We start from the raw sequence: 13851 nt of genomic DNA, 5'->3' as shown, positions 1-13851 counted from the left end.
AAAACGTCTTGTCACCCGTAGAGCGACAACAGCTTGATCATCGCGCAGGATTTAACATCAGTCAATGCTAATGTTCTAATTTTCCGGCACAGCCCGTCGGGCGGTCGTCAACGCGCTTTATAGAGCGGCAATTTCTTCGGTAAAATCAACGCTTTTTGGGGTGGTACGCATGATTCAGGTCGGCGTGGTAATGGGCAGCAACAGTGACTGGGATGTCATGCGGCACGCTGCAGAGCAGCTGCAAGCCTACGGTATCGCGTTCGAGTGCAAGGTCGTCTCCGCACACCGTACGCCGGATCTGCTGTTCGAATACGCGGAAACCGCCGCCAGCCGTGGCATCCAGGCCATCATTGCCGGTGCCGGTGGCGCCGCCCACCTGCCGGGCATGCTGGCCGCCAAGACCACCGTGCCGGTGCTGGGCGTACCGGTGCCAAGCAAATACCTGCGTGGCGAGGATTCGCTGCTGTCCATCGTGCAGATGCCCAAGGGCATTCCGGTTGCCACCTTTGCCATTGGCGAAGCCGGTGCCGCCAATGCCGCGCTGTTTGCGGTGGCCATGCTGGCCAACGGCAATGCGGAGCTGGCCGGCAAGCTGGCAGACTTCCGCGAGCGCCAGAAGCAGACCGTGCTGGCGATGGAACTGCCGCCGGTTTGATGCGGCCACCGGCAATCATGCTGAACACCCGTCATGGATGAACTGGAGCGCTGGCAACGCATCGGGCGCGCCGGCTTCTGGCGCTGCCTGCTGGTGCGGGGCGCGCTGGGCTGGGGGCTGCCATTCTGCCTGCTGTACGGCGCGGTGCCCGTGATGCTGAACGACCCCGGCCCGTACTGGCAGCATGTGCTGGCCGGCTGGCCACTGGGGCTGGCAGCCGGCCTGTTCTACGGACTGGGATTATGGGGTTATGCGCAACTGCAACTGGTGCGCGCCCGACACACAAAGGAAGACTGATGGCTGTGAAGCCGATTTTGCCGCCTGCAATGCTGGGCATACTGGGCGGCGGCCAGCTGGGCCGCATGTTCGCCACCGCAGCCAAGACCATGGGCTACCGCGTGACGGTGCTCGACCCGGACCAGAGCGCGCCTGCCGCCGATTTTGCCGATGTGCATATCGCCAGGCCGTATACCGATCCGGATGCACTGGCCGAGCTGGCACGCACGTGTGCTGCCATCACCACCGAGTTTGAAAACGTCAACGCCGACAGCATGCGCTGGCTGGCCGCGCAGGGTGTGCCGGTCAGCCCGTCCGGCGATTGCGTGGCGATCGCACAAGACCGCGTGAGCGAAAAGAACTTCATCCGCAACGCCGGCCTTGCTACCGCGCCGTTCCTGGCCGTGAGCAACGCGGGCGATCTGGAAGGCGATATCAGCGCCTACCTGCCCGGCATCCTCAAGACCGCCAGGCTCGGTTACGACGGCAAGGGCCAGGTACGGGTAAAGACTGCGGAAGAGGCACGCCTGGCGCTGTCCGACCTGAAGCACCAGCCCTGTGTGCTGGAAAAAATGATGCCGCTGGTGGCGGAGGTTTCCGCCATCGTCGCGCGGACCAGCAAGACCGAGATTGCCTGTTTTCCGGTCGCGGAAAACGAGCACGCCAACGGCATCCTCGATGTATCCATCGTACCGGCGCGCGTGGATGCGGCCATTGCCGCACGTGCACGGCAGATGGCGATGCAACTGGCAGAAAAGCTCGATTACGTCGGCGTGCTGGCGGTGGAGTTCTTCGTGCTGGAAGATGATGAGCTCGTGATCAACGAAATGGCGCCGCGCCCGCACAACAGCGGCCACTACACGCTCGATGCCACGCTCACCAGCCAGTTCGAACAGCAGGTGCGTACCATGTGCCACCTGTACCCGGGCAAGACCGATCTGCTGCGCCCGACAGTGATGGTGAACCTGCTGGGCGATGTATGGGGTGAACACGGCGGCGAGCCACGCTGGGATGTATTGCTGACCGCGCCCAACGTGAAGCTGCACCTGTACGGCAAGAAAGAAGCCCGTGCCGGCCGCAAGATGGGCCACTTCAACGTGCTGGCTGCCAGCGCGGATGAAGCGCTGGAGCAGGCCGACGCCATCAAGGACACGCTGCGCTAGCCGCAGCCCGGCACGGCAATGACGGCAACGCCAGCCCTGCTCACCCCGCACGGTTTCGTTGCTGCATTGCAAGCCGGCCTGGCCGCGCATGCGAACCCCGCACATGCAGTGGCGATGGCCGCGTATATACGCGGCCAGTTTGCGTTTGCCGGCGTGAAAGCACCGCAACGCCGCTTGATCTCCACACCGCTGATCCGCGCCGCGCGGGTGCAGTTTGCCGCCAGCGATTACCTGCACACCGCAGAGCTGCTCTGGCAGCTGCCGGAGCGCGAATACCAGATTGCCGCGGTGGATCTGCTGGCAGACCGCCCGGCGCTGCTGGGTGCGGCCGCGCTACCGGTGATCGAACAACTGATCACTGCCAAGGCGTGGTGGGATAGCGTGGACGGGCTGGCCGGCAGCGTGGTGGGCCCGCTGGTGGGCACCCACCCCGACCTGATCGCCATCATGGATGGCTGGGCCGCAGGCGAGCGGCTGTGGGACAAGCGCACCGCCATCCTGCATCAGTTGGGCTACAAGCACGCCACCGACAGCGAGCGGTTGTTCCGCTATTGCACGGACAACGCCGCACATCCCGATTTCTTCATCCGCAAAGCCATCGGCTGGGCGCTGCGCCAGTACGCGCGCACCGATGCAGCTGCGGTACGCAGCTTTCTGGAACGGGAGCGCCATAGCTTGTCACCGTTGTCGCTGCGCGAAGCGGCCAAGCATCTGTAACGCTGCCACGCCGTGCTGACTGCCACTGGGCGAAGTAGCTGACTGCGCGCATTGTCATGGCATATCCATGGAGCGCAAGATGCTGGCAGAAACCAACGAATTCGGACAACCCATTGGCCCGCTGGTCGAGAACTGGGTACCCCCATTGCACCCGCCACGTACGGTGCTGATGGGCTACGGCTGTCGGCTGGAGCCGCTCGATCCTGCCATGCATGCGCGGCCGCTGTTCGATGCCTATGCCACCGACAGTACCGGCACGCTCTGGACCTACCTGCCCAATGGCCCCTGGCCTGAATACGCGCCCTTCCATGCCTGGCTGGCAGAAATCGCCCCGCTGAACGATCCGCAGATGTATGCCATCGTCGATGCCACCAGCGGACTGCCGCTGGGCATGGCCGGCTACCTGCGCATCGCGCCGGCAGCGGGCAGTATCGAGGTGGGCTACCTCAGCTACGCGCCGGCACTGCAGCGCAACCGCCTTGCCACAGCCGCCATGGTGCTGATGATGGAAAATGCGTTCGCGCTGGGCTACCGCCGCTACGAGTGGAAATGCAATGCGCTGAACCAGCCATCGCGCAATGCGGCCGAACGGCTGGGCTTCCTGTTTGAGGGCACCTTCCGCCAGGCCACGGTGAGCAAGGGCCGCTCACGCGATACCGCGTGGTTTTCCATCATCGACGGCGAATGGCCCACACTGCAGGCCGCATACCGGCAATGGCTGGCACCGGAAAATTTCGATACGGCTGGCAGCCAGCGTACGGCGTTGTCCGTGCTGACGCAGGCGGCACTGGCGCTATCGCGATAGCAACTCATCACAATCCGATTCTGGCCTGAGTAAGGTCACATCCCACAAAAAAACCGCGGGATGACGAGATCGCACTTTATCACTCTTTTGGCAGCGTACACGTTTGCTCCATCGAGCCAGCAAGACGGCAGGCCAGCGCTCTGTTATGGCGCTCGGCAGCAACACCGCTCAGGCTATGCACCAGCCCTTGACTGTCCTCCTGGATGATGGAATCCCAGTCTTCTGCAGGCAACCAGTCAAGCAAGCCCATCCAGACCTCCATCCGTTTGTCTTCTGTCTCCACCGCTTGCCAAGCAGGAGACTGCAACGCCCCGTGCAGCAATACAGGGTCTTTCAATAACCAGGCAACGCGGCGACGTTTTTCAGATATGGGCAGGTCAGAGGTGTTGAGCGCGGCCAGCGCATCGATCAGCCAACTGCCAAACACCCCATCGGCCTGTAGTTCAGTCAGCTTGCCGGTATCTCCATCGAGTGCCGCTTGAACGAAGGCTTGATGCTCGACAGGCCAGTATTGATTGGCAAATTCATTCACGTTCATCGTATGGCTCAGGCGGGGGCCGACATCAGCGATGGGGGCACTCACACATTCGGACAGAACAAGGTCGCCGCATTGGATCTGCAATGCCTGCATTGCAGGGTGGGTCAGTGGGAGCGCCTTCAGCGTTTTTGGCGTATCCGGCTGGAGCAACACCGCTGGCGTCAGACCACAGCCACCCGTGGCGATCTGGCCGCCCAGCCAGTAATACGCACCGCTGCTGATATCCTGAATCGCGATCAGATCGCCGGGATAAGGCAGCCCGTTCTCCTGATGTCGCACTTCGATCTGATCACCGTTCAGACTCAACATGGCGATCGCATAGTCGCCATCAACGCAGGGCGTGAAATGCCGCAGGCCATGAAAACCGTCTTCATCAATGAAATCCCTACCGCCACTACTGCCACCCCAAACCAGCAGTGAGCATTCAGCTTGGCCGGGGGAAGTAACTTGAACCACTGCGTCAATGTCGAACACCTGTTCATGACGGTCGCGGCCCAGTTCGGGCATGTCAGCCAGCATACGTCGCCATGCCGGTGTCGGACGAAAATTGCACGTTTGGCTCACGGCGACAAAGCGGTGCGGGCCAACCGCAGGCGGTGGAGTCACCCAGCCTCGCTGTAACAAGAGCTGGCGTGTGGCATCGGATGCGCTCAACCAGCTTCCCGCTTCGATGCGGTACGGATGGCTGGGACCATCTGCTGCAGATGTAAACGGCAGCACCTTGCCGTAGAGATATGACTCAACGATACGGTAATACCCGTCTTGCAACGGCGCGAATAGCAACTCGTAGCTACGCTGCTGCCATTCAGGCCGCTGGGCCAGCAGTACAGGCCAGAATTCGTTGATCACGGCGACATCGTTACGGTCAAACCAATGACGCAACTCCTCGCTATCCGGCCGATACCCCAATTTGAGCAGTGTGAACCGATGCTGCTGCGGTACGAACATCCATAGTTTGCCCTGCACGCTTGGCGGCAGCGGCGTGTGCAAACCAGCCAGCAATTTGCCCCAAGCTGAGGCAACATTATCTTGCTTGTGTTCATCTCCGTAAAACCATGTCGCACCAGATTGCATGCTGGCATTGAGAATGGCTTCGGGGTTGGCCAGCATGGGCTTGCCCCAGCGCATCATGACCGTTGCCTGGTCAGATGCTGGCAAGCGTGTATACCAAGCCCACCAGCGAGCCAACGTATCGGCATCGTGGAAGGCAGCGCCCAACGCGCCAGCAGGCAGGTGCTCGAGCACGCGATATGCAACGGGTCTTGGTGCCATCAAAGCAGCGCGCACCACACGCCCCGCAAAGGCGACTTCGCCAAATGGCCGGCGCAGATGCTGGCGGAACAACAAGTCCACCTCGTCCGGCATGCGAGCATTGGCAATTAGCTCAGGCATTAGCGGCTGTGGCAATCGAGCATCGACCACTTCTGCATCGTCTCGTCGCGGCTTGTCCCGCAATGCGGCATCTGGATCAGGCGAGGTCAAAACGCGCAGTACCCAGAGATTGCCTGCGAGCAAGGCGGCCGTCTTAAGGGTTTGGCGTTGCTGCTCCCCAGCCGGCAGCGGCACTCGCACCCGCGCCAGCTTGCCCGCACCCTGCTTCCACGGTAGCGACAGTGCGGCGTGCCAGGCGAGAGACGTGCCAGATCGCAAGGCATCACGCATACCGGGCATCGTAACCAGGCGCTGAAACACCTTGTCCCGCCGGAACACAAGCGCCAGCTCAAGCGCATCGTGCTCGCCTTCCTTGAGCGGATCAGCACCATTTGCCAGCAGCCATAACGCCGTGTCGTTCATACCAGCACGTATGGCATGGTGCAACAGCGTACCGCCATGCGCCAGCACGTTCAGATCAGCCCCCTGCTGCCGCTGTTGATCCAGCCAGTCGATCAGCGTCGCTTCATCGTGTTCGTCGAGCGGCGCAAAATCCTCTGGCACCGCATGCCCCCAGCCATCGCTATCGGGCGGCACGGTTTGCGGGTACGACAGCAGCGCCGCGACTGCCGCCGCCGTGGCCTGCTGATCATCCGCCCGGGCCAGGTTGCCGGAGAACGACAAAATCACTGCCAGCAGGATACAGAGCAGGCGGGTAACCGGGCTGGAGCTGGCAATCAGGCGCATGAGGCAATTCCGTGGGTGCGCCAAGGGCATGGGCCGGCGACTCATACACCTTAGCTCAATCACCGCGCATCGCCGCAGGCACCGATGACCCGCAGGCGCCATCGCTGCCTGCTCAATGATCAATGCAGGCAGCAGGCGATTGAATGAACGCCAGGCCGTTCCCGTTCCCGTTCCCGTTCCCGTTCCCGTTCACCGTGCCGCGGGAAAACCAGCCTGGCCAGATTGTTGCGACTACGAATCTGCAGCAATGGACGCCAGATGCGTGGCGCTCACTCCCAGTCTTCAACCTCGTAGAACTCATCGCCATCGGGCAGGCGCTCGAAGGCGCTGCCTACGGGCGAATCGAGCAACGCCACGATGGTGGGGTCGTAATTGGCCAGCGTGTTGGTTTTGTACACGCCCAGATACTTGGGGTTATCCATGTATTCGTCGCTTTCATCGCCGGCCAGAAAACGCCAGCCGCTGTCTTCCTTGTCTTCAGGTTCCTCACGGTACATGAAGCCCACCGGCGCGCCGTCGACCAGGATGCGATCGGTGGCAAAGCAATCCCCATAGCCCTCCACCAGCGGCTTGAGTTCATGCGGGGCGAGTTTGAAGTGCTTGGCCATGACGGTCTCCTGAATTGTGTGATCAGCCTGCCAACTCGCGGCGTGCAATGCAAGTCGAACCTTGGGCGGTCCCGTTATACAATTGCACGATTGAGCTACTTACCTGCAGGAGCCGCCATGTCCGGCCTGACCACCACCAATCTGACCAGCCTCAAGAAAATCTACTCCGGCAAGGTCCGTGACCTGTACGAAATCGACGACCAGCGCATGTTGATGATCGCCACCGATCGCCTGTCGGCGTTCGACGTGATCCTGGCCGAGCCGATCCCGGAAAAGGGCAAGATCCTGACCGCGATTTCCAATTTCTGGTTTGAAAAACTCAAGGACGTGGTGCCCAGCCACTTCACCGGTGATCAGCCGGAAGACGTGGTCAGCGCCGCAGACCGCCCGCAGGTGGAAGGCCGCGCCGTCGTGTGCAAGCGCCTGAAGCCGGTGCCGGTGGAAGCCATCGTGCGCGGCTATATCGCCGGTTCCGGCTGGAAGGAATACAAGGCGCAGGGCACCGTGTGCGGCATTGCGCTGCCGGCGGGCCTGAAGGAAGCAGACAAGCTGCCCGAGCCGATCTTCACGCCCAGCACCAAGGCAGCAGTAGGCGACCATGACGAGAACATCTCATACGCACAGTGCGAAGCCATCCTGGGTGCGGCGCTGGCTGCCAAGGTCAGCGCCACCGCAATTGCGCTGTACAAGAAGGCATCCGAATACGCAGCCACGCGCGGCATCATCATCGGTGACACCAAGTTCGAATTCGGCCTGGATGAGAACGGCACGCTGTGCCTGATGGATGAAGCGCTGACGCCCGATTCCAGCCGCTTCTGGCCGGCCGATCAATACCAGCCCGGCACTAATCCGCCCAGTTACGATAAACAGTTCGTGCGCGACTGGCTGGAAAGCACCGGCTGGAACAAAACCCCGCCAGCACCGGCACTACCGCTGGACGTGGCGGAAAAGACCGCCGCCAAGTATCGCGAGGCGCTGGAAAAGCTCACCGGCTGATCAGCCCGCCGTCAGTAACATGCCGCCCGGTTGGCGCCTGCCTGCTCCAATGGGCGCTGTTTGCGGGCATGAAAAAACCGGCGTTTACGCCGGTTTTTTTCTGAGCAGGCTGCCCATCTGGTCCCATTCCTCGGCCCAGTTCACCTCGATGCCGGGTAGCTTGTTGGGCTCGTTGTAGCCTTGCCGCGCACGCGGCGCAGCTGCTTCGACTTCCATGTTCAGCGTGGAAATCAATGCCGCGCCTGGGCCCTGCACCTGTACCAGCTGACGCGTGGCCACGCGGTACAGCGCTTCGAAATCACCGCCTTCGTGCGGATACATGGCAAGGCTGGCACTGGCGGAAACCGGAATCGACATCTCGCCGCAATCCACGCTCCACTCGCGCATCTGTTCGCGCACATCCACCAGCCACTGGCGGGCATCGTGGCCGTCTTCGCACGGGTACAGCACGCCGTAGGAATCGCCACCCACGCGGCCGATCACCGCGCGTTCGTTGTTCAGCATCATGCGCAGGTACTTCACGCCGTGCTGGATGACCAGATCACCGGCGGCATGGCCATAGCGCGCGTTGATGGCGCGGAAGCGGTCGTAATCGATCAGGATCAGCGCGTAGATGCCGTTCTGGCGATTGCCGCGCCGCAGCTCACGGTGCACTGCCTCTTCAAAGCCACGGCGGTTGAGCAGGCCGGTCAGTGCATCGAAGCGTGCCAGCCGGTTGATGCGGTTGCGCAGGCGCAATGAATGCAGTTGCGGCCACAGCAACGCGTGCAGCAGCAGGATTTGTGCCGGTGCACTCAACATCAGCGCCGTACCCAGGCCATCGCCGGTCAGCGGCAATGTCATCGCCACCAGCCAGTACACCGCATACGACAGCTGTACCGCAATCAGTGCCAACCGTGGCGTGCTTTCCTCGCCACCGGCGCGCAGCAGCGTCAGCACCCGCGCCAAGGTCAGCGGCAGGCTGACCACACCCAGGCAGATCAGCTGTGCAGCCGGGCCGAAACCGAAGAACGCCAGTGCAGCGGCTGCCAGCATGGCCAGCAACGGCGGGATGACCACCGGCAACGCATTCTGCTTGATCGCATAGTAATCACGGCCGGCGTAGAACAGCATGGCCTCGGTCAGCGCCCACGCGCCGATGGCCAGCCACAGCGGCGCAAACCCCGAAAGACCGGCGGCCAGCACCCCTGCCACTGCGCTCAGCGTCAGCATGGTCAGGCCCTGCTCGGGATGACTGGTGCTCAGCATTGCAAAGCTGACAAACGCCAGGACGGCCATCACGCAGGTAAGTACTGGTGCTATCTCGAACATGCGTTTTTGTTACACAGATTTACGAAGTGGAAACATTACCAGTGCAGTCATATAACTTTCATCCTATCCGTTCAGCCGGTGATTCTGGCCGATCAGCGGCGCTGCAACATGACAGAATGTGTAGCGAAAATCACAAAACCGGGGTAAATAGCCGCATCGGCTTTTTACTGCATGCCCGTTTGCGGCTTGCAATGCCCGTTTTCCACCATCTTAAACAGAGACTCAGCTCATGTCCGTCCTGATTTGCGGTTCGCTCGCCTACGACAACATCATGGTCTTTCCGGACCGCTTCAAGAACCACATCCTGCCGGACAAGATCCACATGCTGTCGGTGTCGTTCCTGGTGCCGGAAATGCGCCGCGAGTTTGGCGGCTGCGCGGGCAACACCGGTTATTCGCTGCAACTCTTGGGCGATGAACCGGTGATCTACGCCACCGCCGGCAGCGATTTCGCCCCGTACGCGGCGCACCTCGACCAGTTGGGCATCACCCGCGACGGCATCAAGGTGCTGGACGAGCACTTCACCGGCCAGTGCTTCATCACCACCGACCTCGACGACAACCAGATCGCCGCCTTCCACCCGGGCGCGATGAGCTTTGCACACTTCCAGCGCGTGGCCGACGCGCCGCGCGACATCAAGCTGGGCATCGTGATGCCGGACGGCAAGCAGGGCATGGTCGAGCATTCCGAACAGTTTGCCGCCGCCGGCATTCCGTTCATTTTCGATCCGGGCCAGGGCCTGCCGATGTTCGATGGCGCCGAGCTGCTGCGCCTGATCGACCTGGCCGATTACCTGACGCTGAATGATTACGAAGCCGAAATGGTGATGCAGAAGACCGGTCTGACGCTCGAGCAGCTGGCAGGCAGCGTAAAAGCGCTGGTGATCACGCTGGGCGCCGAGGGCGCGCAGATCCACGCGGGCGGCGTACGCCACGATATCCCGGCGGTGCCGGCCGCTGCGGTGATCGATCCCACCGGCTGCGGCGATGCATTCCGCGCCGGCCTGCTGTACGGCATTGCACGCGGCTGGAGCTGGCCGCAGACCGGCCGGCTGGCCAGCCTGCTGGGCTCGCTGAAAATTGCCCAGCGCGGCGCGCAGAACCATACCTTCACCCCCGAATCGATCCGCGCGCAATACGCGGCAGCATTCGGCGAAGCCTGGCCAGCCTGAGCGGGACGGGGATACCCGGCATGGCGGATGTGAATCTTATGCCATGCCAATTATTTCCTTCCGGCAAGGCGGGGGCAGCGGGTAGGCTGGGAGCTCGATAGTCTTGATGCAGGTAAAGCGGCATGTACCGCGGCGAACGCTTGAATACCCTCACCCACCTGATCGGCAGCGTACTGGCGCTGGTCGGGCTGGTATTGCTGATCGTGTACGCCAGCATGCACGGCGGCGCGCTGCGCATCGTCAGCGTGACCGTCTACGGCACCACGCTGTTCCTGCTCTACCTCACCTCCACGCTGTACCACTGGCTGCGTGGGCGCGGCAAGGCGGTATTCCAGCGGCTGGATCATTGCGCCATCTACCTGCTGATTGCCGGCAGCTATACGCCGTTTGCCCTCGTCACGCTGCATGGCGCGTGGGGCTGGACGCTGTTCGGCGTGAACTGGGCGCTGGCGGTGATCGGCATCGTGCAGGAAATCCTCATCGGCAAGAAAACACGCTTCTTCTCGCTGGCAATCTACGTGATCATGGGCTGGCTGATCCTGTTTGCCATGCAGCCACTGATTGCCGCGCTGCCCCCGGCGGGGCTGTGGTGGCTGGCCAGCGGCGGGCTGATCTACACGGTGGGGATCATCTTCTTCATTTTCGACGAGAAGATTCCACACGGGCACGGCATCTGGCACCTGTTCGTACTGGGTGGCAGCATTGCGCAGTTCATCAGCATATTTCGCTACGTGTAGATCACAGCAGCGAATAGAGCATCTTGCTGGACAGCAGGATCAGCAGGCCGGCAAAGCATTTCTTCAGCACCGGCACCGGCAAGCGGTGTGCGGCCGCAGCGCCCACTCTGGCGAGCGGAAAGCTGGCAACCACGATGCCGGCCAATGCCGGCAGGTAGACAAAGCCCGCACTGCCGGCCGGCAAGCCGGCCACGTTCCAGCCACTGACCACGTAGCCGATGCCGCCCGCCAGCGCGATGGGCAGGCCCAGCGCCGCAGACGTGCCAATCGCTTCTTTGAGCGGCACGTTGTGCCACAGCAGATAGGGCACCGACAGCGATCCGCCGCCTATGCCCACCCAGCTCGACAATGCACCGATCACCGTGCCCGCCACGCCGGTAGCCACTGCGCCCGGCAACTGCCGGTGCGCGCGCGGCTTGGCATCCAGCAACATCTGTGCGGCAATCACATAGGCAAACACCACGAAGAACCACTGCAGGCCGGTACTGCTGAACAGGCCGGCCATTTGCGCGCCGGCAAAGGTGCCGATGACGATGCCGGGTGCGATGGTCCTGAATGCCTGCCAGCGCACTGCGCCGCGGCCATGATGGGCTTTCAGGCTGGACACCGACGTGAACACGATGGTGGCCAGCGAGGTGCCCAGCGCCAGGTGCTGCAGATGCGGGCCGCCGATGCCCAGCGTGTGGAATACGAACAGCAGCCCGGGCACGATCACGAGGCCGCCACCCACGCCGAGCAAACCAGCCAGGAAACCCGCAACGCAGCCGAGCGCAATGCACGCGGCAATCGCCGTGATCACGCGCGGCCCTCCGCCCGCGCCGCGTAGCGCCGCGCCAGGACGGAGCACACCACCAGCTGCAACTGGTGATAGAACATGATGGGCAGCACGATCAGCCCCAGCCCCGGATGGCCGGCAAACAGCAGCTTGGCCATGGGGATGCCGCTGGCGAGGCTTTTCTTCGAGCCGCAGAACACGGCGGCCACTTCATCGGGCAGGCTGAAGCCCAGCGCACGGCTGATGCGCGTAGTACCGAACAGGATGGCCGCCAGGAGGATGCCCACCAGCACGAACACGGCGGCCAGCATCCACCATGCATAGTTGTGCCACAGCCCGGCGGCGGTGGAATCGCAGAACGACGAATACACGATCAGCACGATCACCGCGCGATCGAGCTTGCTGATCACCGGCTTGTTGCGGGCCAGCCAGTCGGCCAGCAAGGGGCGCAGCAGTTGGCCGAGCGCAAACGGCAGCAGCAGCTGCAACGCGATATCGAGCACCGCCTTGCCCAGCGGCATATGCGTGCTGCCGGTGCTGACCATCAGCCCGATCAGCAGCGGCGTGGCCAGCATGCCCACCAGGTTGGACAGCGAGGCATTGAAAATCGCCCCCGGCACGTTGCCGCGTCCCAGGCTGGTCATCGCCACCGACGAGGAAATGGTCGATGGCAACGCACACAGGTAGAAAATGCCCAGCACCAGATCAGGCGGCAGGATGCCCTGCACCGCCAGCACGAGGCAGATGCCGATCAGCGGGAAAACGACATAGGTGGTGGTCTGGATGAATGCATGCAGCCGCCAGTTGGATACGCCCGCCCGCATGCTCTGCCGCGATAGCGCCGCGCCATGCAGGAAGAACACCACCGATACGCCCAGCGTGGTGGCCACGCCCAGATGCAGCGGGCCGTCGCTGGTACCGATGGCCGGGTAGACGAGCGCCAGCGCCACCGCGCAAAGCATGGACAGCAAAAAGCCGTCGATTCTGAATGGAAGCTTCAACATAGCCGGCAAGCATAAAGGCTGGAACACATGCCGCCAAGTATGGCCAGCCCTGATGCAGCGCCGGCGAGGCGCCCCCGAACAGTACACCAGCGGGATTTTGTAACGGCTCTTCGCCCGGCTGTTAGCCCAGTAGCGACTGGATGAATGACCACTCGCTGGCCGTCACCGGCGTGATCGACAGCCGGTTGCCTTTTTTCAGCACCTGCATGCCGGCCAGCTCCGGGTAACGGCGCATTTCCTCCAGCGGCAGGATGCGCGTCTTGGCGATGAAGCGCACGTCCACTTGTTGCCAGCGCGGTTTTTCGACGGCGGATTTGGGATCGAAATACTTTGATTCCGCATCGAACTGCGTCGGATCCGGGTAGGCCAGCTTGCTGACCTCGGCAAAGCCGGCCACGCCGGGCTGCGCGCAGCTGGAGTGGTAGAACAGCACGCCATCGCCCACCTGCATGCCGTCGCGCATGAAGTTGCGCGCCTGGTAGTTGCGCACGCCATACCAGCCTATGTGGCCGGTGCGCTGCAGGTCATCGATGCTGACATCGTCGGGTTCGGATTTCATCAACCAGTATAGGTGCTGGGTGGTCATGCCTGCTCCCTCGGCAGCGACAGGATGGGGATGCGTTTGCGTTGCTCCAGGCAATCGTGGTCGCCCAGTTCGTACTCGCGGCAGATCAGCGGGCGCACGGTGTAGATCGAGCACATCATGGTCTTGCGATTGAGCGCCGCACACCAGCCGTCGTCCAGCCTGAGCATCACTTCGCCGCCCCATGCATCCTGTTCGATGAATTGCGGCGGCACGTCATCATCGCCTGCCATCAGCATCACTTCAAGCTGGCAGCAGCACGCACGGCAGCTACTACAGGACAGGGTATCGGTGGCTGGGCTCATGGCCGCAGTGTACGGCATGCATGCGCCAGCGCCCCGGGCAGCTAACAAACGGTGTGGGAGGGTGCGGCCGGCGAGGTGCGGCCGGCGAG

Annotated in this window: 15 protein-coding genes; 8 read left to right on the top strand and 7 right to left on the bottom strand. The window is 62.5% G+C overall.

All coding sequences use genetic code 11. From position 1 onward, the window contains the following. Nucleotides 1-169: 169 nt before the first annotated feature. The 5 genes from purE to IGB42_RS16460 all read left to right on the top strand — a co-directional run bounded on the left by purE (nucleotide 170) and on the right by IGB42_RS16460 (nucleotide 3616). Nucleotides 170-655, top strand: a complete 486-nt coding sequence (gene purE / locus IGB42_RS16480; protein ID WP_159673659.1) for a 5-(carboxyamino)imidazole ribonucleotide mutase — start codon at nucleotides 170-172, stop codon at nucleotides 653-655. Between the two features lie 33 nt (nucleotides 656-688). Then, the gene (locus IGB42_RS16475; protein WP_159673657.1) at nucleotides 689-952 is read left to right on the top strand and encodes a hypothetical protein; all 264 of its coding nucleotides are present in this window, start codon (nucleotides 689-691) and stop codon (nucleotides 950-952) included. Next, nucleotides 952-2094, top strand: a complete 1143-nt coding sequence (locus IGB42_RS16470) for a 5-(carboxyamino)imidazole ribonucleotide synthase (protein ID WP_174764226.1) — start codon at nucleotides 952-954, stop codon at nucleotides 2092-2094. Before IGB42_RS16475 ends, IGB42_RS16470 begins: the two co-directional genes overlap by 1 nt. A gap of 18 nt (nucleotides 2095-2112) precedes the next feature. Continuing rightward, a complete protein-coding gene (locus IGB42_RS16465) occupies nucleotides 2113-2811 on the top strand; it encodes a DNA alkylation repair protein (RefSeq protein ID WP_159673655.1) in 699 nt (232 codons plus the stop codon). 79 nt (nucleotides 2812-2890) lie between these two features. Then, nucleotides 2891-3616: a GNAT family N-acetyltransferase gene (locus IGB42_RS16460; protein WP_159673653.1), complete on the top strand. Its 726-nt coding sequence runs from the start codon at nucleotides 2891-2893 to the stop codon at nucleotides 3614-3616. A 79-nt stretch (nucleotides 3617-3695) separates the two neighbouring features. Here IGB42_RS16460 and IGB42_RS16455 read toward each other — a convergent pair whose 3' ends face one another. Further along, nucleotides 3696-6272, bottom strand: a complete 2577-nt coding sequence (locus IGB42_RS16455) for a hypothetical protein (protein WP_159673651.1) — start codon at nucleotides 6270-6272, stop codon at nucleotides 3696-3698. A 269-nt stretch (nucleotides 6273-6541) separates the two neighbouring features. Next, nucleotides 6542-6880 (bottom strand): DUF2185 domain-containing protein, encoded by a 339-nt coding sequence (locus IGB42_RS16450; protein ID WP_159673649.1) that lies wholly within the window; start codon nucleotides 6878-6880, stop codon nucleotides 6542-6544. A gap of 117 nt (nucleotides 6881-6997) precedes the next feature. On the opposite strand from IGB42_RS16450, the gene IGB42_RS16445 reads away from it, so the two are divergent. Next, a complete protein-coding gene (locus IGB42_RS16445; protein WP_159673647.1) occupies nucleotides 6998-7876 on the top strand; it encodes a phosphoribosylaminoimidazolesuccinocarboxamide synthase in 879 nt (292 codons plus the stop codon). An 84-nt stretch (nucleotides 7877-7960) separates the two neighbouring features. On the opposite strand, the gene IGB42_RS16440 is transcribed toward IGB42_RS16445, so the two are convergent. Beyond that, complete coding sequence (locus IGB42_RS16440; protein ID WP_159673645.1) at nucleotides 7961-9187, bottom strand: GGDEF domain-containing protein; 1227 nt, start codon at nucleotides 9185-9187, stop codon at nucleotides 7961-7963. 229 nt (nucleotides 9188-9416) lie between these two features. Between IGB42_RS16440 and IGB42_RS16435 the strand changes: the two genes are divergently transcribed. After that, nucleotides 9417-10358: a carbohydrate kinase family protein gene (locus IGB42_RS16435; protein WP_159673643.1), complete on the top strand. Its 942-nt coding sequence runs from the start codon at nucleotides 9417-9419 to the stop codon at nucleotides 10356-10358. A 122-nt stretch (nucleotides 10359-10480) separates the two neighbouring features. Further along, nucleotides 10481-11095 (top strand): hemolysin III family protein, encoded by a 615-nt coding sequence (locus tag IGB42_RS16430; RefSeq protein WP_159673641.1) that lies wholly within the window; start codon nucleotides 10481-10483, stop codon nucleotides 11093-11095. Between the two features lies 1 nt (nucleotide 11096). On the opposite strand, the gene IGB42_RS16425 is transcribed toward IGB42_RS16430, so the two are convergent. The 4 genes from IGB42_RS16425 to IGB42_RS16410 all read right to left on the bottom strand — a co-directional run bounded on the left by IGB42_RS16425 (nucleotide 11097) and on the right by IGB42_RS16410 (nucleotide 13762). Further along, the gene (locus IGB42_RS16425) at nucleotides 11097-11894 is read right to left on the bottom strand and encodes a sulfite exporter TauE/SafE family protein (protein WP_159673639.1); all 798 of its coding nucleotides are present in this window, start codon (nucleotides 11892-11894) and stop codon (nucleotides 11097-11099) included. Further along, complete coding sequence (locus IGB42_RS16420) at nucleotides 11891-12874, bottom strand: bile acid:sodium symporter family protein (protein WP_236822617.1); 984 nt, start codon at nucleotides 12872-12874, stop codon at nucleotides 11891-11893. The genes IGB42_RS16425 and IGB42_RS16420 overlap by 4 nt, the downstream gene beginning before the upstream one ends. Nucleotides 12875-12995: 121 nt before the next feature. Then, nucleotides 12996-13460: an EVE domain-containing protein gene (locus IGB42_RS16415; protein ID WP_159673637.1), complete on the bottom strand. Its 465-nt coding sequence runs from the start codon at nucleotides 13458-13460 to the stop codon at nucleotides 12996-12998. Further along, a complete protein-coding gene (locus IGB42_RS16410) occupies nucleotides 13457-13762 on the bottom strand; it encodes a YkgJ family cysteine cluster protein (RefSeq protein WP_255461506.1) in 306 nt (101 codons plus the stop codon). The genes IGB42_RS16415 and IGB42_RS16410 overlap by 4 nt, the downstream gene beginning before the upstream one ends. Between the last annotated feature and the right edge of the window lie 89 nt (nucleotides 13763-13851).

Origin of the sequence: Andreprevotia sp. IGB-42, from assembly GCF_009848685.1 — a bacterium.
Classification (GTDB): Bacteria; Pseudomonadota; Gammaproteobacteria; order Burkholderiales; family Chitinibacteraceae; genus Andreprevotia.
Note: the sequence above shows the minus strand (reverse complement) of the source record. Positions and strands in the feature narration are given on the sequence as shown.